The sequence below is a fragment of the Streptomyces cacaoi genome (genome assembly GCF_006539165.1).
GTDB lineage: Bacteria > Actinomycetota > Actinomycetes > Streptomycetales > Streptomycetaceae > Streptomyces > Streptomyces cacaoi.
In genome coordinates, this window is sequence record NZ_BJMM01000025.1 from 77,868 (window position 1) to 97,265 (window position 19,398).

Consider the following 19,398-nt stretch of genomic DNA (forward strand, 5'->3'; position numbering starts at 1 on the left):
GGCGCGGGGCGGCTCCGGGATGGCTCCAAGTGACTCCGGGGTGGCGGTTTCGGAAGTGAACGGTGCAGGGCCATAACCGGATCACAAGTGGGCAGACGGGGCCGAGCCGTGACCGCGGTGGATCAGCGTGCGGGCGGGACATGGTCGAGAAGGGTCCACAGGGGCTGCGGGCCCGCTGCCCAACGGGCGAGCAGATGCCGGTCCACCAGATGGATGCGCTGGGAGCGTGCGAACGGCGCAGCGTTGCGGGAGAAGCGACCGTTGGTGACGAGCACCACCACATCGGCCCCATGGACCTGGCGTGCGGTGCCGTTGAGCACATGCAGGTCAGGAGTGCCGATCGCGGCGCCGCCCCAGCCGGCCGCCCGGTGCTTGCACTGGATGACCCAGTGACGGCCGTGCGGATCGGTGGCTTTCACATCCGCCCCGTTGTCCCCTCGTCCGCCGGTCCGCACCGCGTCCGCGCAGCCGTCGCGGTACATCAGGTCGCGCACCGCGTATTCGAAGCGGGTGTGGTGCAGGGCGTCGAGTTCGTCCAGGCTCATGCGCAGGCCCGCGGCCCTGACCGCCTCCCAGCGGCGACGCTCGGCCCGCACCCGCCACCATGCGGCGCCCACGGCCGCCGCCACCAGGGCGCACCCCGCCGGTATCCACCAGTGCTCCGCCAGCCACCGCACCGCGGCACCCACCGCATACAGCCCCAGCACGAGGCCGACCACCACGGCACCCAGCGCCCCGGGACCGCCCCGCCGTCGCCTCCGACCCCGCCGACCCCACCGACCCCACCGACCCCACCGACCCCACCGACCCCACCGACCCCACCGAAAGAGACGTAAGCCCGAAAGGGCCCGTACCGCCCACGAGTTCCGCGACCCCGGCCCGTACCGGGCAGCGCCCCTGGTACCCGACCTACCGGTCCCACGAGGTACCGCGGACCGGCTGACCGGCACACGTTGCGGATACCCGGACGCACGCCGCCCCGGACGCCGAGCAGGGTTCCGCCCGCTCACTGCCCCGTCACCCGAGCACCCGGAGCGCCGGAACAACGCCTCGCCCCGGCCGACATCCGCGCCCCCGGCCGCCGCCACCTTCCTGACCACGGACCCGCCCCTCCAGCCTGCCGTCCTGACCGGCCCCCACGCCCCAGCGAACGCACCGCCGTACATGGCGCAGCGGTATACGCGGCGGCCGTCCGCGGCGCAGCCGTACGATGTGCAGCCGTGCAGGATGCAGTCCTATGCGCTGCGGCCTCATGCGGTGCAGTCCGACGTGTCTTCCGGGACTCACGCTGCTCACGGTGCTGCCCCCTCCGGTTCGATCCGGCCCACCCGACACGGCCGAGTCCACCCCCTCGCCCCACCAGTGGACCACGCAGCACCGACAGCGGACAGACGGCCGCCCGCTGCCCGGGCCCCCGCCGAACGAGCAGCAGGCAGCGCGGAGTTGAAGCCCGAGAGCCTCCCCGCCCAATGATCGACACCGAGCCTGCACCGCCCCCGAGCCCCGAGCTGATACCGAAGGGACCAGCGACAGGCGATAACAGGCCCACGGCAAGCGGAAAGGACGGGACGCGGGACGCCGGGCGCAGAAGTTCAGACGCGGAATGCGGGACCTGGAGCGCGGGACGCGAAACGGAACAGCAGAAGGCAGAACAGCCGAGAGACAGAACGAGAAAGGTTCAGTGGTTCGTCATCAGAACGATGGGCGAGAGCGAGTGGCGTGAGTTCGTGCTGACCGGGACGCGCACCGGCAAGCTCGCCACACACCGTGCCGACGGCCGCCCCCACGTCACCCCCGTCTGGTTCCTGCTCGACGAGGGCGAGGGCGGCGAGGCAGGAAGAGGGACAGGGACAGGTGGTGGAGTCGGCACCGGGGACGGACAGGCCGTGCCGATGGTCGTCTTCACCACGTGGCACGCGTCCCTCAAGCACAAGGCCCTGCGCCGCGACCCCCGCTTCTCCCTGTGCATCGACGATCAAGCCCCTCCGTTCAGCTACGTCATGCTGGAGTGCACCGCCGGATTCACCGACGATCCCGACACCGTGCGGTTCTGGGCCACCCGTATCGCGGAGCGCTACATGGGGCCGGACAGGGCCGCGGAGTACGGCGAGCGCAACGCCGTGCCCGGTGAGTATCTGGTTCGGGCGACGATCGACAACATCGTGAGCTTCCAGGGCGTCGCGGACTGACCACCAAGACGGACTTGCCGCCACCGGCCGCCCGCCACGGGCCGACCACCACGGACCGGCCGCCGAGGCTTCGGGTCAATCCCGGTAGAGGGTCACGGCGTGCGCGACCGTCGCCGAGAGCACCAGGAGGGCTATGGACAGGATGAGTTGCGCCGTCGCCTCCGGTATCAGTGCGAACGAGTCGGGCGTCGTGGCGAGTTCGGTGAGGAGCAGATTCATCGGTGGGAGGCCCTTGATGAACAGCAGGGCGAGAACCAGCGTCAGGGCCGTCACCAGGGCGTAGCCCTGCCGTCGGAAGACCAGCCGGGAACACAGCACCCCCACGGCCGCTCCCGCGAGCGCCCCGGTGAGCTGCACCTCGGCGCCCAGCAGAAAGTCGGCCGGCAGGGGGTCGTACGCCCCGACCCACAGCGGGAACAGCAGACCGAGCGCCAGCAGCCCGAGACAGCTGAGCAGCGCGGCCACCACCGTCCCGATCAGGGTTTTCGCCGTACCGCCCACGTTCGCGGCGACTATCGCACGCTGGCTCGGCGCGTCCATCGCCAGCATTGAGGTGGTCAACCATGTCGAGCAGACGAACAGCGCACCCGCGCTCGCCGCGTAAGCGGGCGGGAGCGGTCCGTTGCCGTTGACCGTCAGCACTCCCAGGAGGCCCGCGAACAACAGCATCGGCGCCACATAGCGCTGCGAGTGCAACGCCGTGGCCAGTGTGTACCGGACCAGCGCAGGCATACCGTTCACCGCGGCCCTCCCTCCTCATCCGTGTCCTCGTCCGTGGCACGTCCACGTCCCGGCGCGTCCCCGGTGGAGCCGGGCCCGCGCCCGGGCCACTCGTGTGACGCGTCGTCCGACCCGTCCTCCGGCTCGTCCCCCGCCCGATGGCGGGGCCGGTCGCGATCCGGCCCGTCCTCTGGTCCTTTCCCGGTTCCGGCCTCCTTCTGGAATGCGTTGCCTTCGTCGGTGTTCTCGGCCTCCTCGGTGCCGGAATGGTCAGCGGTAGCAGGGCTGTTGGCAGCAGACCCGTCACCGACAGCCTCCGCGTCGGAAGCCCCGGCCTCGGAAGCTCCGCTGCCGGAAGTCCCGGTGCCGGACGGCCGCTCCGTGTCGGAGGCTGCTTCCGGGCCTCTGCTGACGGTCACCACCGACCACCCGTGCTGGAGCACGGTCAGCAGGACGGTGTCGGTTGCCGCCCTGTCAACGGTCAGTTCCAGCAGCGGTCCGCCCGGACTTCGCGGTGGATCCTCGTCGGAGGAGGTCCGCCGCTGAGCGGTCGCGGCACGGACGCCGGGCAGGGCGTACCAGTCGAGGGGGCGGGGTCCCGGGCCCTGCCCCGGCATGGCCAAGGTGATCGTCGTGTGAGCGCCCGACTGGATGCCGGGCACGGCGGGGTGCGGGTCGGCGGTATGCGGGTCGGCAGCGTCCTGTGCCGGGGCGGGTCGGCCGTGGGCGGAGGGTTCGTCGGTCGGTGGGTGGTCGGTGGGTCGAGGAAGGCGGCCGTGGGACTCGGGGTGGTAGGGGGTGACGCGTCCTCCGGCCACCAGGTAGGTCCGGGTGGCGTACGCGCGGGTGATCGCCTCCCGGTGGTCGGTGAAGACCACCGCCCCGCCGGCGTCCGCCACTTCGGTCATCAGTTCCGCCAGGACACCGTGCGCGGAGGCGTCCAGTCCGGACCACGGCTCGTCCAGCACCAGGAGCCCCGGCTTCGCCAACAACGCCTGGGCTACGGCGACTTTCTGGGCGTTGCCCTTGGACAGGATGCCCATCGGGGCCTCGGAGCCGTCGGGCAACACGAGACGGTCCAGCAACCGTTCGGCGCGGGCCGCCGCGGTGCGGGTGGGCAGCCCCTGGAGGCGGCCCATGTGGTGGAGGTAGGAGCGGGCGGACATACGGGCGTCGGGAACGAACCGGTCGGGAACGTAACCGACTCGGGACGGTCGGCCGGTGATTCTTCCGGCGGTCGGCTGTGACAGGCCGGCGAGGATGCGCAGCAGCGTCGTCTTTCCTGAGCCGTTGCTTCCGGAGAACGCGACCACTTCGCCGGGCCGTATCTCCGCTTGCACCTCACGGAGCGCCCAACGACCTCCGACGAAGCGTTTGCTGACGGACACCAACCGCAACGGAACAACTGGCCTTCCCGTGGTCTCCGCGGTCATGTGGTTTCCCTCCCCATGAGCGGGGAGGCTACAGCGCGCGCCGGCGGTGCGGCAGGCCGGGAGCGCACGGCCCGTCCCCCGACACCAGCTCAGGGAATCCATCAGAAGGTTACGCATCAACTCCTCTCCGTATGTGCAGCATTCGGGGACGCCAGGTGCGGGGATCGGTCGGTCGCCCTCGACCGATTCGGGATCTTCGGGCGGCCCGTTGCAAGGCGGGCGGTTCAGGCTCGGCCGGTGCTGTCCTGGTCGGGGGACGGTTGGCAGTGGGGGCACCAGACGGTGCCGCGGCCTGCCACACGGCCGGTCCGCAGCTGGGTGCCGCAGCGCGGGCAGACTCCGTTGTCGCGGTGCCCGGTCAGCCAGTTGTCGCGCGGCGGTACACACCCTTCGCGGACGGACGCCTTCAAGACCTGGCCCATGGACTTGTACAGCGTTGCCCGTTCGTCCGGGGAGAGGTCCTGCACGCGGAGAGACGGCGCCAGGCGAGCGTGCCAGAGGATCTCGTCCGCGAGCAGGTTGCCGAGGCCGGCGAGGACCGACTGGTTGGTGAGTGTGGACTTCAGGCCGCCGTGGTGGGCTGAGAGCACCTCGTCGAAGTCTCGGCTGCTGATCGACAGGGCGTCGGGGCCCTGTTCGTCGAGCAGATCCGCGACCTGCTGGCGGTCGGCCAGCCAGAGTCCTTTGAGTTTGCGCTGGTCGCGGTAGCGGAGCTGATGGCCTCCTGTCAGGGTGAAGGTGATGCGGTCATGGGCGTGCAGGGTGTCGTCCGGTTCCGCGCACACGAGCCGGCCCGTCATACCGAAGTGCATGAGCACCGTGGGGCCCCCGGTGTGGGCGAGGAGCCACTTTCCTCGTCGGTCGGACTCGGTGAACCGGCGCTTCTCCAGTTCCTTGCGGAACCCTTCGGTGCTGACCCCGTGCAGGACGCCGGCGTCCTGCACGGCCACCTGCCGGATCGTCCTGCCGCGCGCACAGGAGTCCAAAGTCCGGCGGAATCCCTCTACATCGGGCAGTTCAGGCATTTCCTCATCGTAGGGCGGTCACCTCCTGGCAGCCCGGCCGGCTGAGCGTCCGGGTGAACTGTCGGTCGGTTCGAGGCGTGCGGAATCGGCGCGTGCGGGGAGGAGCTGGTACGGAGTCCGAGTCGGGGCCGGGTGATCGGTCGGGGGATCGGTCTACTGAGGTCGGTACAGGAGAGCGTCTGCACGGTGGCCGGGCGCGCAGACGACGAAAAGGCCCGGGCACAGGGCACCAAGTACGCGAGGCCGCCCGGTGGTTGGTGCCGCGGGGCGTCCGCGCACGAACCATGTTTCACGAGGAAGGCCGTTCGCGCCAGCGATGTCCAGAGCCTGTGGATAACTTGCCCGACAACCGGGTCCGCCCGACCGTGAGCTCGTGGCCTCGCAGCGGCCACCGAGCCTCTCACCTGCGGTTATGGGACTCAGCGCGGGGTCAGGCCCCGGCCTTCTTCGGCTCCTTCGACCCCCCGGCCATTTCCCCACTCGATTCCGAGGAGTTGGGAGAACCGTCGAGCTGTCGTCGTCGAGGAGGTCACCGTGCCGGTGAACACTCGTTCCGCACACCCGGGTCCGTCCGTCCAGGGCCGGTCCGCGGTCAGGGCTCCGAGCGCTCGTGCCCGCTGTCCACGGCCCGCGCTCCGAGCCGTGGCATGGCTGGCCGGACCGGCCGCGGCAGTCGTCCTGCTCACCGCGTGCCCGGCGTCCGCCGCCCCGCTCCCGTTGTCTTCGGCGGCCGGACCGGGGCACACCTCCGGCGCACCGCCGGCCTCCGGCCATCGTGCGGCGCGGGTGCAGGGCGAAGACGGCCGGGGTTTCGCCGCGTTGGCCGGACTCTCCGCCGAGAGGCTTGAGTTGGCGGATCAAGTGGCCGCGGCGAAGCTGCGATCGGGGACACCTGTGGCTGACCCAGCGCGGGAACGGGTGGTGCTGGAGGAGGCCGCCCGGAAGGCCACGGCGCGCGGGCTCGACCCGGTGGTCGCAAGGAGGGTGTTCCGTGACCAGATCGAGGCGAGCAAGGCCGTGCAACGCGGGCTTCTCCAGCGCTGGCGGGCGCACCCGGAGCAACGCCCCACCGGCCGCCCGGACCTGGCGGGTGAGGTACGCCCCGCCCTGGACCGGATCACCACCGGGCTGATCGACGCACTGACCGAGGTGGCGCCTCGGCGCGGGACACCAGGCTGCCGAGCCGCGTTGACGACGAAAGCCGCCGGGCAGGCCGTGCAGCGCCGGTTCGACCCTCTGCACAGCCGCGGGCTGTCCCGGGCGCTGGCTTCGGTCTGCTGAGGCTGACGACACCGGTCCGCCTCAGCTGTAGGCAGATGCCGCGGCGGAGGAAGCGGAGGAAGAAGCGGGGCCAGGGGTAAGCGGCGGCGCCCTCCGTGCGGCGGGGAGGGGCGCCGGCCCACAGCGGAGCCAGCCGACGCGTCACCGAGCGGGCCGACGGAGAAACCAGGCAGGTGGAGCGCACAGCGGGCCACGGGCCCCTGCGCCCCGGCACCCGCCTCCCGGTGTGAGCGGAGTCTCCCGGGTGGAGCCGTCGGGCAACCGGCAGGCACTTGTAGGATGACTGGGCAATCCGGTGACCGGGCCCAATCCATGGGGCCCGTCCGACCGCCGGAGCACAGGCACGCACCGCGTGCTCTCCACCCGAGACGCGCCGCGAGACGGCCCCGGGAGCCCGCGGAAGCGTCGCCGAGCAGACCCGGGGCACGCAGACGCAGGAGAGGACGGCATGACGCTGAAGGCCGCCGGACGGCAGTCGCTCGTGGACACCGTCGTCGACGAACTACGGGCACAGCTCACGGCGGGCGAGTGGCCGGTGGGCGAGCGCATCCCCACCGAGCACGCGCTCGCGGAGCAGCTCCAGGTCGGCCGGAACACCATCCGTGAGGCCGTCCGTGTCCTGGTGCACGCGGGCATGCTGCGCTCGCGCCAGGGCGAGGGCACATTCGTCGTCGCGACGGCCGACCCCGGTGACATCGTGCGCGGCGTGCAGCGCGCGGACGTACGCGATGTGCTGGAGCTGCGGATCGCCCTGGAGGCGGAGGGTGCCCGGCTGGGCGCACTGCGCCACCGGCCGGAGGATCTCGACCGGATGCGGGCGGCGCTCGCCGCGCAGGCCGCGTTCCAGGACGACGAGGGCCAGCCGGCGAGCGGGCAGTACGAGATGTACGCGGAGCACGACATCGAGTTCCACATCGCCGTCGTGGACGCCGCGCACAACACCGCGTTGAGCGCGACGTACCGCTGGTTCAGCAGCTCCGTCCGGGACGCGTTGGTCGCGGCGTTGCAGGACCAGCAGATGCCGCAGATCCACAAGACGGACCACCACGACCTGGTGGACGCCATCGCGACAGGTGACCCGGAGGTCGCGGAGCGAGCGGCAAGGGCGCTGCTCGCGAAGCCGAAACAGGCGGTGGACGCGCTGCTCGACGCGGAGTGAGCACTCGTCCCAGCCGGGACGGCTCAACGTGCGCAGCACAGCCGTGACTCGATCCGCAGCAGCGCAGCTGTGGAAGTACCCGGCGTCTCGGACAGCCGTGTCCGGACGGGACGGCAGCCGTCCGGTTGCCGCGGTCTTGAGTTACGCGCGTGGCACGCCCGCCGACACAGCTGCGGCTGTCGGCGGTGGGCACGGCGCAGGCGCCTGCGGACTGCCGTCTGCTGCGAACGAGCCTACGGAAGGCGGCTGTTGGGCCCGTCGCCCCTTCCGGCGGGGAGTCGGGAGCTGCCGGGCGGCGAGGAGTGGCACAGCTGTCGACGTCGACGCGTTGCCGCTGCGCGCCGCGCGGGACATCCGGTGCGCGCGAACAGCGGTCGGAAACCGGGCCCTGCCCTGCCCCGCTGTGGGCGCGGCTCCGTCGTGCGCGCGGCGCGGGCCGGGCCGAAAAGGGCGGCGTCTGCGGGCGCTGTCCGTCGGCCTGAACAACTGTTGAGGAGAAAGGCACCCAGCACTGATGTCATCGACCCCGAAGGAAGGACTCGCGGACGCGGGACTCCCCGAGGACAGGTTCCGCGGCGGAGAACGCCGACAGGAGCAGCTCGGCGCCGAACGCCTCCTGGAGGCCGAGCTGATCGACGCCGAGGAGGATCTGACGCCCTCGCCACCCGTGGCGGCGGCGCGCAGGCAGCTGCGGACACATCCGGTGCTGCTGCTCGTCGGCATCGTGCTGGCGTCGCTGAACATGCGGGCCGCACTCGCCGGGGTCTCGCCCGTCCTGGGTGAGATCAGCGACGACTTCGGGATGACGTCGACCGTCAGCAGCCTGGTGACCACCATCCCGCTGATCTTCATGGGCCTCGTCTCGCCCCTGGCGCCCAAGCTCGCACGGCGCTGGGGCACGGAAGCGGTGCTGTTCGGGGCGCTGATCCTGCTGGCGGGCGGCATAGCCCTGCGCATCGCCCCGCCGCTGGTGACGCTGTTCGCCGGGTGTGCCGTGGTCGGCTCGGGGATCGCGCTGCTCAATGTGCTGATGCCCGGGTTGATCAAGCGGGACTTCCCCGAGAAGGCCGCCGGAATGACGGCGCTGTACTCGACGGCCATGATCCTGGGCGCCACGGTGTCCGCGGCCGTCGCGGTGCCGCTGGAGCACGCGCTGGGCGGCTGGCGCGGCTCGCTGGTCTCCTGGGCGCTGCTGGCTGCCGTGGCCGCCGTCGCCTGGCTGCCGCAGGCGTTCCTCTCGCGGCGCGGCACACCGCACGGCTCCGCGGCGGCCACCCCCTCCGGCACGGAGGCCGGTTCCGGGAAGGGCCACGGCTCGCAGGAAGCGGGCGGCGACGCGGCCGCACCGCGGCTCATGCGGTCGGCGCTGGCCTGGCAGATCACGCTGTTCATGGGGTCGCAGTCGCTCATCGCCTACGTAACCGTCGCGTGGATGCCGACGATCTTCACCGATCACGGGATGAGCAAGGCATCCGCCGGGCTGGTCTTCGCGTTCAGCAATCTGCTGCAAATGGGCGGCTCGTTCATCGTGCCGACCCTGGCAGGCCGGATGCGCAGGCAGCGGCTGCTGTGCGCGGTGACGGCGCTGCTGATGGCGGTGGCCATCAGCGGGCTGCTGGTCGCGCCGGTGAGCGGCGCCTGGCTGTGGGCCGCGCTGCTCGGCCTGGGGCAGGGCGGTGCGCTCGGGATCGCGCTGACGCTGATGGTGCTGCGCTCCGGCGATGCGCACACAGCTGCGCGGCTTTCCGGGATGGCACAGACGTGGGGCTATCTCCTCGCCGCGGCCGGCCCGTTGGCGCTGGGTGCCGTCCACCAGGTGACCGGTGGCTGGACTGTGCCGATCGTGCTGCTGCTGTGCGTGTGCGCCGGTCTGGTGCTGCTCGGCCTGGGGGCGGGCCGTAACCGCAGGATCGGCGAACCGGCGGCCGGCTGACCGGAAAGAGCGCGGCACGCGCGCGAGGAGTGAGAAAACCTCTCCCTCGCGCGCGTGCCGCGCTTTTCCATGTACCCGGGGCACGACGCCCTCCGTCGGGACGACGTCCCGCAGCCGTGGGATGCAACTCGACACAGCTGCGGGAGTTTTCCGTCTCCTAGTCCTCACCCGCCAGCGTCAGGCTGCGCAGCTTCTGGCCGGCCAGCGCGCTGCTGCCGACGACCGCCACCAGGAGCAGGACGATCGCCGCGGGCAGCGCCACATCCGAGGTGATCTCGGCACCGGCTCCGGCGATCTTCTCGGCCAGTGCCAGGGACCACTGCTGCACGCTGAGCATCTTGGCGCCGGACACGAGGGAGCCGAACAGGGCTTCCCAGATCAGCGCGTAGATGAGCCCGATGACGACGGCGTGCCTGCTGAGGGTGGCCAGCATCAGGAACAGGGCGCTGTAGGCGAGGGAGGCGACGGCCGCGGCGACGGTGTAGGCCACGGCGATCTGCTGGCTGTTGCCGTTGAGGACGAAGCCGGCCACGAAGACGGGCACCGCCGAGAACACGACGGTCACCCCGGAGGCGACGACGAGCTTGGTCAGGATGACGGACGTCCGCCGCACCGGCTTGGACAGCAGATAGACGACCGAACCGTCGTCGATCTCCGGCCCGATGGCGCCGGTACCCGCGATCACTCCGATCAGCGGGACCATCGTGGCGAGCGCGAAACCTCCCAACAGCTGTGTGGTGACCTGGTCGTCCGCGCCGTTCATCGCGCGTACCGCGCAGGCGACGACGATCAGCAGTGCCGGCAGCGCGCACAGCAGCAGTGCGCGGCGGCGGCCGAGCAGCGCGCGGTACGTCAGCCGCGCGACGGTGGGATGAAACATCTGTGGGTCTCCTTCCGCCGCTCAGGCCGCGACGAGGTACGAGAAGACGCTCTCCAGGGACTCGTCGGAGGGCGAGACGGTGTACAGCCGGATGCCGTGCTCGCGGGCGACGCGCGGGAGCAGCGCGGTGAAGCGGGTGAAGTCGACGGCCTGGATGCGCAGGGCGTCCTCCTGCTGGTCGACCTCGATGCCTGCGGTGGAGGCGTCCGCGATGAGCGCGCCCGCCAGCTTGCGGTCGTCGCTGGAGCGCACCAGGTAGCGGTGCGGGCGGTCGGTCATCAGCCGCCGGATCTTGCGGAAGTCGCCGCTGGCCGCGTGCCGTCCGGCCACGATGACCTCGATGTGGGAGGCCAGTTGCTCGACCTCCTCCAGGATGTGCGAGGAGAACAGCACGGTGCGGCCCTCGTCGCCCATCCTGCGCAGAAGCTCCATCAGCTGCATGCGCTGGCGCGGGTCCATCCCGTTGAACGGCTCGTCCAGCAGCAGCACGGACGGCTGGTGGACCAGCGCGGACGCCATCTTCACGCGCTGCCGCATGCCCTTGCTGTAGGTCGAGATCCGGCGGTCCTGCGCGTGCTCCATCTCGACCGTCGCGAGCGCTTCCGCGGCGGCGGCCCGGGGGTCGGACAGCTGGTGGAGTTCGGCGTTGGCCAGCACGAACTCGTGCCCGGTGAGGAAGTCGTACATCCCCTCGCGCTCGGGCACGAGGCCGATGTGGCGGTAGCTCTCCTCGTGCCGCCAGACAGGGGTGCCGGGGGGCGGTGTCCGCTCGCCGTCACCGGCGCCGTCGACCGGAGCCGGTGCGCCGGAGGCGGTCCCGCCCGTCTCCAGGGTGACGCTGCCGCTGGAGGGTGCCAGGAATCCGCTCATCATGTGGATGAGCGTGGACTTCCCGGCACCGTTGGGGCCGAGCAGTCCGGTCACACCCGGACCGATGGTCATGGTGATGTCGTTGACGGCGACGACGTTGCCGAACCAACGCGAAACGCGGTCGATGTGGAGAGTGCTCATGGGCGCGGCCCATTCCTTCGGAGGGTAGGGGCGGGAAGCGGTCGGAGCGGCGCGCGGTCCTGCCCGGCGCGCGGTGTCCTCGGGGGCCGGGGAAGCGCGTTCACAGTCCGGCCTTGCGGTAGCGGCGGGTCAGCAGCAGATACGCGCCGACCGTGAGGAGGACGTAGACCAGCAGGTAGGCGATCCCCTCACCGCCCGTCGGCTTCGCCCCGTACGGGAACTGCGAGTCGCCGCCCAGGAAGCTGCTCTGGATACCGTCCATCAGCGTTCCCGGGGAGCCCAGCCCGAGCCAGCCGACCACGTGGGAGTCGGGACCGGGAATGGCCTGGAGCGCGTTGATCAGGAAGTACGGGATCGTCAGGGTGACGATGATCGCGGCGATGCCGAAGCCGCGGCGCGGGGTGAGCGCGGCGATGAAGCCGGCGATTCCCGCGTGCAGCAGTGCGAACAGGGCACAGAAGACGATGCCTTGCGCGAGGAACTTCGTCTGCTCACCGAAGTCGAGCTTCGCCAGCAGTGCACCGATGTACATGATGAGGACCGGCACGGCGGTGAACACGAAAAGTGCCGCACTGAGTGCCGCGTACTTCGCGGCGACGTAGTCGCCCCGTTCGATCGGACGGGAGAAGTACAGCGGCGTCGTCTTGAACCGCAGGTCCAGCGAGATCGCCTGCGGAGCCACAGCTGCCAGGTAGATACCGATGACGGGTTGCAGCATCAGCACGTACTCGGCGTTCCCGACGGCCAGTTCCTTCTGCTTGGCGAACACGGCCACCGCGACGATGATCGCCGCCGGGACGCACACCACGGCGAACAGCAGCATCGGCAGCACCTTCGACTTGGCCGAACGGCCCAGCCCGTAGGCGCCCCGCAGGGACTGCGTGAACAGGGCGCGCCGCGCGTAGGAGCGGCCCAGCCGCGGCCCTTCGTACGACCGGTATCCGATGTTGTGGATGACGTCCTGGCCGCGCTGGGCGGCAGGCGCGGGTGCGGTGCGCTCAGGCGGCATCGGCGCCGCTCCTTTCCTTGAAGACCTCGGCGATCCGGTGGCGGCTCTGCTCCATGCGCACCAGGCCCAGACCGAGTTCGGCCGCCGCGTCCCGCACGGTGTCGTACACCGACTCGTCGTCGAGGGGGAGGGTCAGCAGGTGGCCGGCTCCGGGAGCGTTCGCCTCGGACGGGGACTGCGGGGAGAGACCGGCCCGGGCGAGCGCCTCGCGCAGCGCCGCGGTGCCGTCGGGATGCGCATCGGTGTCGGTGACCTCCACCGTGATGCTGGCGGTGTGCTGGGTGAACTCCCGCGTGGAGGACGAGCGCAGCAGCTTGCCGCCGTCGATGACGACGATGTGGTCGCTGGTGCGTTCCAGTTCGCCGAGCAGGTGCGAGGTGACCAGCACCGAGATGCCGAAGTCGGTGTGGACGCGGCGGATCAGGCCGAGCATCTCGTCCCGGCCCACGGGGTCGAGCCCGTTGGTCGGCTCGTCCAGGAGCACGAGCCGGGGGTCGTGCACGAGGGCCTGAGCGAGCTTGACGCGCTGCTTCATCCCCGTCGAATAGCCGCCCATGGGGCGGTAGCGCTCCTCGTAGAGCCCGACGTGGCGCAGGGTGTCGGCGGTGCGCTCCCGCGCTGCCGTGCCGGGCAGCCCGGACATGCGGGCCATGTGCACGACGAACTCGGTGGCCGTCACGTCCGGTGGCAGGCAGTCGTGCTCCGGCATGTAGCCCACGCGTTCCCGGATCGCGGCGCCTTCGGTGTGCACGTCCATGTCCAGGACGCGCGCTGTGCCCTCCGTGGCGGGCGAGAGGCCGAGAAGGATTTTGATGAGGGTCGATTTCCCGGCGCCGTTCGCTCCCACCAGGCCCGTCACACCCGGCGTGATGTCGAGGGTCAGCCGGTCGAGCGCGGTCACCCGGGGGTACCGCTTGCTGAGGCTTTCGGTCGCGATCACAGTCACGTGTTCGACGCTAGTGGCGAGTCGTCGGGGCCGCGTCAGACAGGACGTCGGTTTCCGCGTACGCCTCAGGTCGGAGGCGCCCGTAGGGGCACCGGGACGGAAGTAGGGGGCGCGCCGGCCCGCCCCGGGAGGCGACAGCGGGCCGGGCAGGGCGATGAGAAAACCCACTATCGGAGCAAATCGCCACCGAATCCCCGAAGTTGAGTCATGATGCCCTCAGCCTGGCATTTCCGGCTCACCGGAAACGACGAGCGAGCGGGCACACCCCGGCATCGCCCGGACCCTCCCTGAACCCCCCGGAAAAGCGACCCACGCGAAGTTATCCACAGGCTGGGAACACCTCTTGACCCCGCCACGGAGCGATGTCACATTCATCGGTGTCAGCTTGTGGACTCACCGGCACGACTCGGAGACGGACGGTAGGCCATGCGCCCAGCGACGATCGGATACTCCCCCGCCGACCTGCGGGGTTTCAGGGAAGTCCAGCAGCTCAGCTACGCCTGCGCGGAGTCGGTCGCCGCCCGTCTCGAACCGGGGGTGACCGAGCGGGAAGCCGCCCGGATGCAGCGCGAGTGGCTCCGCGAACGCGGCGTCCGGGACTGGTTCCACCTGCCCTTCGCCTGGTTCGGGGACCGTACGGCCTTCACCGGCTTCAAGATCCCGTTGCAGTTCTTCCCGACCAACCGCGCACTGGAGCCGGGGATGCCCTTCATCCTGGACATGGCTCCCATCCACAACGGATACACCTCCGACATCGGGTACTCCGGCTGTCTCGGCCTCAACCCCGTACACGAACGCCTCATGACCGATCTGCGGGAACACCGCGAACTGATCCTCAGAGAGGTCCGGGAGCGCCGCCCGCTGCGCGAGATCTATGAGGACGTCGAGCGCCTCATGGCCGGCCAGGGATACGTGAACCGGCACCGCGCCTATCCCTTCGGCGTCATCGCGCACAAGATCGACCGCGTGAAGGAGCGCCGCTGGTCCCCCACCGTGTTCGGCTTCGGCACCAACGCCCTCAGGGGCCTGGCCAAGGACGCGCTGCACGGCCACCGTGACGGCTGGTCCCCGTTGTGGAGCCCCTACCGCTTCTCCGACCACCCGCCCCGACCCGGCCTGTGGGCGGTCGAACCGCACCTCGGCTTCCGGGGAACCGGCGCCAAGTTCGAGGAGATCCTGGTGGTCACCGACTCCCGGGACCCCGGCGAGAGCGCCTTCTGGCTGGACGACGATCTGCCGCACGTGCGGCGCCGGCGCGAGGAGGCAACAACCGTATGAACCGGAAGCAGGAGAGCCGCACGCACCGCCCCTCCGGCGCAGAGCAGCAGAAGACGGCATCCGGCGTGGAACAGCTGCTGGAAGGCGGCAGGAAACGCCGGGTGCACACCGGCGGGATCGAACTGTCCGTCGTCGAACTCGGCGACAGCGACCGGCCGACGGTCGTGCTGGTGCACGGCTACCCCGACAGCAAAGAGGTCTGGGCCGACGTCGCCCACCGCCTCAAGGACCGCTTCCACGTCGTGCTCTACGACGTGCGCGGCTGCGGCGAATCAACGGCGCCGAAACCGCTGCGCGGCGGCTTCACACTGGAGAAGCTCACCGACGACTTCCTCGCCGTGGCGGACGCCGTCAGCCCGGACGCGCCGGTGCACCTCGTGGGCCACGACTGGGGCTCCGTGCAGGGCTGGGAGTTCGCGACGGTGCACCGCACCGAGGGCCGCCTCGCGTCCTTCACCTCGATCTCCGGCCCCTCCCTCGACCACTTCGGACACTGGATCAAGAACCGGCTCAAGCGCCCCACACCGCGTCGCGCCGCCCAGCTCCTCGGTCAGGGCGCCAGGTCCTGGTACGTCTACGCGCTCCACACGCCGCTGCTGCCCGAGCTCGCCTGGCGGGGCCCGCTCGGCAAGAGCTGGCCGAAGATGATGGAGCGCGCCGAGCGGGTCCCCGCCAACGGGTATCCGACCCGGTCACTTCCCCGGGACGCCGCCCACGGCGCCTGGCTCTACCGCGACAACGTCCGCGCCCGGGCCCGCCGCCCCCGGACGGACTGCTACGCACACGTCCCGGTGCAGCTGATCACCCCGACCGGTGACGTCTTCCTCAGCGAACGCCTCTACGACGAACTCGACCAGTGGGCACCGCAGCTCACCCGGCGCACGCTCCCGGTCAAACACTGGGTACCACGCACCCGGCCCGATCAACTCTCCGCCTGGATCGCGGAGTTCGTCACCGCCAGGGAGTCCGGCGTGCCCGCACGCGAGCCGGCGCCCAAGGGCCCGCACGCGGACCGCTTCGCCGGTCAGCTCGTCCTGGTCACCGGAGCCGGGAGCGGAATCGGCCGGGCCACCGCCTTCTCCTTCGCGGAAGCGGGCGCCCGCGTGATCGCGGTGGATCGCGACGGGGAGAGCGCGGCACGCACCGCCGACATGGCCCGGCTCGTCGGCGCCCGGCAGACCTGGGCCGAGACCGTGGACGTCTCCGACGAACAACAGATGGAGAAGCTCGCGGAGAAGGTGGCCGCCGAGTACGGCACCGTGGACGTCCTGGTCAACAACGCCGGCATCGGGGTCGCGGGTGCCTTCCTGGACACCAGCACGGAGGACTGGAAGCGCACCCTGGATGTGAATCTGTGGGGCGTCATCCACGGGTGCCGGCTCTTCGGCAGGCAGATGGCCGAGCGCGGCCAAGGCGGCCACATCGTCAACACCGCGTCCGCCGCCGCCTTCCAGCCGCTGCGGATCCTCCCCGCCTACAGCACCTCCAAGGCAGCCGTACTGATGCTGAGCGAATGCCTCCGCGCGGAACTCGCCGGCAAGGGAATCGGCGTCACGGCCGTCTGCCCCGGCTTCGTCAACACCGACATCGCCAGGACCGCACGGCTCACCGGGCTGGACGAGAACGCCGAACAGCGGCGCAGGCGACGGGCGACGCGGCTGTACGGGATACGCGACTACCCGCCGGAGAAGGTCGCCGACGCGATCCTCCGCGCCGTCGTCCGCAACCAGGCGGTCGTCCCGGTCACCGCCGAGGCACGCAGTGCCCGCCTGATAGCGCGGTTCGCGCCGCACACGCGGCGTGCCGTGGCCCGCATCCAGCCGCCCCTGTAGGTGCCGGGGCCGCCCGAGGGCACCCTCGCGCCCGCCGGTCCGGCCCTCCACCTGCCGATCAAGGAGCGTCGTCATGAGCGACGAGAAAGCAGAGACCCTCGACAAGGACCACGACTTCCACTACGAGATCGCCCCGCGCCGGGTCTCCTTCGACTGGGACAGCACCCCGCTGCGCTGGATCCCGGACGAACCCACCGCCACGCATGTGATCAACGTGCTGCACCTGCTGTTGCCCGCCGGGGAGCGGTGGTTCGTGAAGGTCTTCAAGGAGGCCCTGCCACTGGTGCGGGACGAGGCGATGCTGCGCGATGTGAAGGGCTTCATGGGCCAGGAAACCACCCACAGCGTCCAGCACTCCCACGTCCTGGACCACCTGGCCGCCCAGCGCCTGGACACCTCGGCCTACACCCGGCACGTCGACTATCTCTTCGAGCAACTGCTCGGCGAGACACCACCGTTCGGCCTGCCCGTGTCGGCCCGTGAATGGCTGCGCTTCCGGCTGGCGCTCGTGGCGGCGATAGAACAGTTCACCGCCGTTCTCGGGGACTGGGTCCTCCGGGCGGACGGACTGGACGCCGCCGGCCCCGACCCCGTGATGCTGGACCTGCTGCGCTGGCACGGAGCCGAGGAGGTCGAACACCGCGCCGTCGCTTTCGACATGTTCCAGCACTGCGGCGGCCACGGTCTGCCCCGCTATCTGCGCCGCGCGGGGGCCATGACGGTGACGGCCCCGGTGCTGGCCTGGCTGTGGCTGCGAGGCGCCTCGTACCTCATACACAACGACCCGCAGCTGGGCGGACGCCTGCGGTACTCCCTGAGCGAGCACAACCGGGCGGTGGCCAAGGGACTGCTGCCGACCTGGCGGGAGCTGGGAGCGGCGATACCCCGCTACTTCCGGCGCTCGTACCATCCCTCGCAGGAAGGTTCGCTGCGCCGGGCCGTGGACTACCTCGCCACGTCCCCCGCAGCGCGGGCCGCGGCAGGGGCGATAGGCCGTCGCGCCGTGGCAGGTTGAGCGAGGAGATACGGTCCATGCCCCCGTCCCCCAGCGCGCCGCAGGGCGACCCCGCGTCGGAAGAGCGGTCCCCGGACCGGCAGCCTCCGCCCGCACCCCAGCGGGAAGCGCCGCCCGGCTCCACTCCCTCCGGCGGGCGGGACCCCGACCCTTCCCCACAGGGGTCGGAGTACCGCATCGAGGATCTGGCGCACCGCAGCGGGGCGACGGTCCGCACCATCCGCGCGTACCAGGACCGGGGCCTGCTGCCGAAGCCCGAACGGCGCGGCAGGGCCAACGTGTACGACGACTCCCACCTGGCCCGGCTCCGGCAGATCGCCGACCTGCTGGAACGCGGCTACACCCTGGCCTCCATCAAGGAGCTCCTGGAGGCGTGGGACGAGGGGCGCGGCCTCGGCGGGGTGCTGGGCCTGGTCACAGAGGTGGACGGCCCATGGACGGACGAGGAATCCGACCGGATCTCCCGGGCGGAGCTGGAAGAACTGTTCGGAGGTGAGCACGACGACACAGCGGTCGCGGAAGCGGTCACCCTGGGGGTGCTGGTGCCGCTGCCGGACCGGGACGAGTACCTGGTGCCCAGCCCGCAGGAGCTGGCGGTCGCCGCGGAACTGCACCGCGCGGGGGTCCCGTTGACGGCGATCACCGGACACCTGCGCGAGCTGCGCGGACACATGGAGCACATCGCGGCCCGCTTCCTGGACTTCACCAACGAGCACGTGTTCATCCGCTACCTGGGAGCACACCCGTCGGACGTGGACGCCTCGGAGGCCGCCGACCTGGTACGCCGGCTTCGGCCACTCGCCCAGCAGACGGTCGACGCCGAACTCGCCCGCGCCATGCAGAAGCTGGCGGCCCGCAACCTGCGGGACCACCTGCGCACGGCGGCCGCGCTCCCGCCGTCACCGGAGGAGGTACAGCCGGCCGAGCAGGTACGGCTGCCGGCGGAGACGGTCGAGGCGGTGCGGGCGCTGGTCGGGGAGGCCCAGGTCGCCGAGTTCGTCGCCGCGGCGGCGGAACGCGAGGTGCGGGCCCGTGCGATGGACCGTATGGCGGGGGTGAGTGCGGTGCGGGAAGGCACCGGAGACCAGGGTTCGCCGCACCAGGAGACGGAGCGTCCGGGCACGGGCGGGTGAGGGGCGAGGAGCGGGGTGCGGGGGTCGCGGCGCGGTAGCCGTCGTGCGGTAGGGCGCCGTGGGCGTAGCCGTCGTGCGGGTGGCCGCCATGGGGGTGCGCTGGTGTCGGACAGCGTGTGGGGGCTGGCTGCGACCACGGCTCGCGGGCGGTTCGCGGGTGGCTCGCGGGTTCGCCGCGTCGGCTGGCCGTGGTCGGCGGGGTGGGAGGGCTGTCGGTGATCGGCCTCGGTGTGTCCATGGCCGTCACCGGTCGTAAGGACTGAGGGCGCCGGGAGAGGGATGGAAGGCGCGGTGAGTGCTGTCGGGGAGTAGCTGAACCCCGTGCAGCGGGACGGGGTGCGGCTGACGGGGTCGGCAGAGCGGGCTGTGGCTGACCTGTGGGAGGCGGCTGGGCGGAGCTGGGGTGTGGTCTGGCAGGGGTGGGGTGTGGGGGTGGGTGCGCGTTTTGGTGGGGGTTGGTCGGCGTGGGGGCGTAGGTGGGCGGGGTCGTATCGGCGGATTGTTTGACGACGGGTGGGGCGTCACCGTGAGTTGCCCGGGTTGTCATGGAGGGG

Annotated in this window: 16 protein-coding genes and 1 pseudogene; 9 read left to right on the forward strand and 8 right to left on the reverse strand. The window is 71.1% G+C overall.

What is annotated here, in order from left to right:
• Positions 1-122: 122 nt before the first annotated feature.
• On the reverse strand, positions 123-719 hold the full coding sequence (locus tag SCA03_RS35785; protein ID WP_371863970.1) for a restriction endonuclease: 597 nt from the start codon (positions 717-719) through the stop codon (positions 123-125).
• 981 nt (positions 720-1,700) lie between these two features.
• Between SCA03_RS35785 and SCA03_RS22185 the strand changes: the two genes are divergently transcribed.
• Positions 1,701-2,189 (forward strand): PPOX class F420-dependent oxidoreductase, encoded by a 489-nt coding sequence (locus SCA03_RS22185; protein WP_086818035.1) that lies wholly within the window; start codon positions 1,701-1,703, stop codon positions 2,187-2,189.
• A 75-nt stretch (positions 2,190-2,264) separates the two neighbouring features.
• Here the strand turns inward: SCA03_RS22185 and SCA03_RS22190 are convergent, their stop codons facing one another.
• The 3 genes from SCA03_RS22190 to SCA03_RS22200 form a co-directional block, all read right to left on the reverse strand.
• Positions 2,265-2,921 (reverse strand): hypothetical protein, encoded by a 657-nt coding sequence (locus tag SCA03_RS22190; RefSeq protein WP_030880624.1) that lies wholly within the window; start codon positions 2,919-2,921, stop codon positions 2,265-2,267.
• A 5-nt stretch (positions 2,922-2,926) separates the two neighbouring features.
• On the reverse strand, positions 2,927-4,249 hold the full coding sequence (locus SCA03_RS37320) for an ATP-binding cassette domain-containing protein (protein WP_371863971.1): 1,323 nt from the start codon (positions 4,247-4,249) through the stop codon (positions 2,927-2,929).
• A gap of 317 nt (positions 4,250-4,566) precedes the next feature.
• Complete coding sequence (locus SCA03_RS22200) at positions 4,567-5,367, reverse strand: Fpg/Nei family DNA glycosylase (protein ID WP_086816571.1); 801 nt, start codon at positions 5,365-5,367, stop codon at positions 4,567-4,569.
• A gap of 786 nt (positions 5,368-6,153) precedes the next feature.
• On the opposite strand from SCA03_RS22200, the gene SCA03_RS22205 reads away from it, so the two are divergent.
• From SCA03_RS22205 to SCA03_RS22215, 3 genes are all read left to right on the forward strand, one after another.
• Positions 6,154-6,648: a chorismate mutase gene (locus SCA03_RS22205; RefSeq protein WP_230988846.1), complete on the forward strand. Its 495-nt coding sequence runs from the start codon at positions 6,154-6,156 to the stop codon at positions 6,646-6,648.
• Positions 6,649-7,096: 448 nt separating this feature from the next.
• Positions 7,097-7,807: a FadR/GntR family transcriptional regulator gene (locus SCA03_RS22210; protein ID WP_030880637.1), complete on the forward strand. Its 711-nt coding sequence runs from the start codon at positions 7,097-7,099 to the stop codon at positions 7,805-7,807.
• Between the two features lie 514 nt (positions 7,808-8,321).
• Entirely contained in the window at positions 8,322-9,740 is a 1,419-nt protein-coding gene (locus SCA03_RS22215; protein WP_086816575.1) for a CynX/NimT family MFS transporter, read from the forward strand.
• A gap of 157 nt (positions 9,741-9,897) precedes the next feature.
• On the opposite strand, the gene SCA03_RS22220 is transcribed toward SCA03_RS22215, so the two are convergent.
• From SCA03_RS22220 to SCA03_RS22235, 4 genes are all read right to left on the reverse strand, one after another.
• A complete protein-coding gene (locus tag SCA03_RS22220) occupies positions 9,898-10,620 on the reverse strand; it encodes an ABC transporter permease subunit (protein WP_030880641.1) in 723 nt (240 codons plus the stop codon).
• Positions 10,621-10,641: 21 nt separating this feature from the next.
• Positions 10,642-11,631 carry an ABC transporter ATP-binding protein gene (locus SCA03_RS22225; RefSeq protein WP_030885797.1) on the reverse strand — a complete coding sequence of 330 codons (990 nt, stop codon included), beginning with the start codon at positions 11,629-11,631 and terminating at the stop codon, positions 10,642-10,644.
• Positions 11,632-11,731: 100 nt separating this feature from the next.
• Positions 11,732-12,640 (reverse strand): ABC transporter permease subunit, encoded by a 909-nt coding sequence (locus SCA03_RS22230; protein ID WP_030880645.1) that lies wholly within the window; start codon positions 12,638-12,640, stop codon positions 11,732-11,734.
• Complete coding sequence (locus SCA03_RS22235) at positions 12,630-13,586, reverse strand: ABC transporter ATP-binding protein (protein WP_078874648.1); 957 nt, start codon at positions 13,584-13,586, stop codon at positions 12,630-12,632. The genes SCA03_RS22230 and SCA03_RS22235 overlap by 11 nt, the downstream gene beginning before the upstream one ends.
• Positions 13,587-14,012: 426 nt before the next feature.
• On the opposite strand from SCA03_RS22235, the gene SCA03_RS22240 reads away from it, so the two are divergent.
• The 5 genes and pseudogenes from SCA03_RS22240 to SCA03_RS36410 all read left to right on the forward strand — a co-directional run.
• Positions 14,013-14,864 carry a M24 family metallopeptidase gene (locus SCA03_RS22240; protein ID WP_086816577.1) on the forward strand — a complete coding sequence of 284 codons (852 nt, stop codon included), beginning with the start codon at positions 14,013-14,015 and terminating at the stop codon, positions 14,862-14,864.
• A complete protein-coding gene (locus SCA03_RS22245; protein ID WP_086816579.1) occupies positions 14,861-16,696 on the forward strand; it encodes an SDR family oxidoreductase in 1,836 nt (611 codons plus the stop codon). The genes SCA03_RS22240 and SCA03_RS22245 overlap by 4 nt, the downstream gene beginning before the upstream one ends.
• 73 nt (positions 16,697-16,769) lie before the next feature.
• Positions 16,770-17,711, forward strand: a complete 942-nt coding sequence (locus SCA03_RS22250; protein ID WP_086816581.1) for a metal-dependent hydrolase — start codon at positions 16,770-16,772, stop codon at positions 17,709-17,711.
• Between the two features lie 17 nt (positions 17,712-17,728).
• Entirely contained in the window at positions 17,729-18,844 is a 1,116-nt protein-coding gene (locus SCA03_RS22255) for a MerR family transcriptional regulator (RefSeq protein ID WP_086816582.1), read from the forward strand.
• A gap of 96 nt (positions 18,845-18,940) precedes the next feature.
• Positions 18,941-19,107, forward strand: a pseudogene (locus SCA03_RS36410) (LysE family translocator); the annotation flags it as partial.
• Positions 19,108-19,398: the final 291 nt, after the last annotated feature.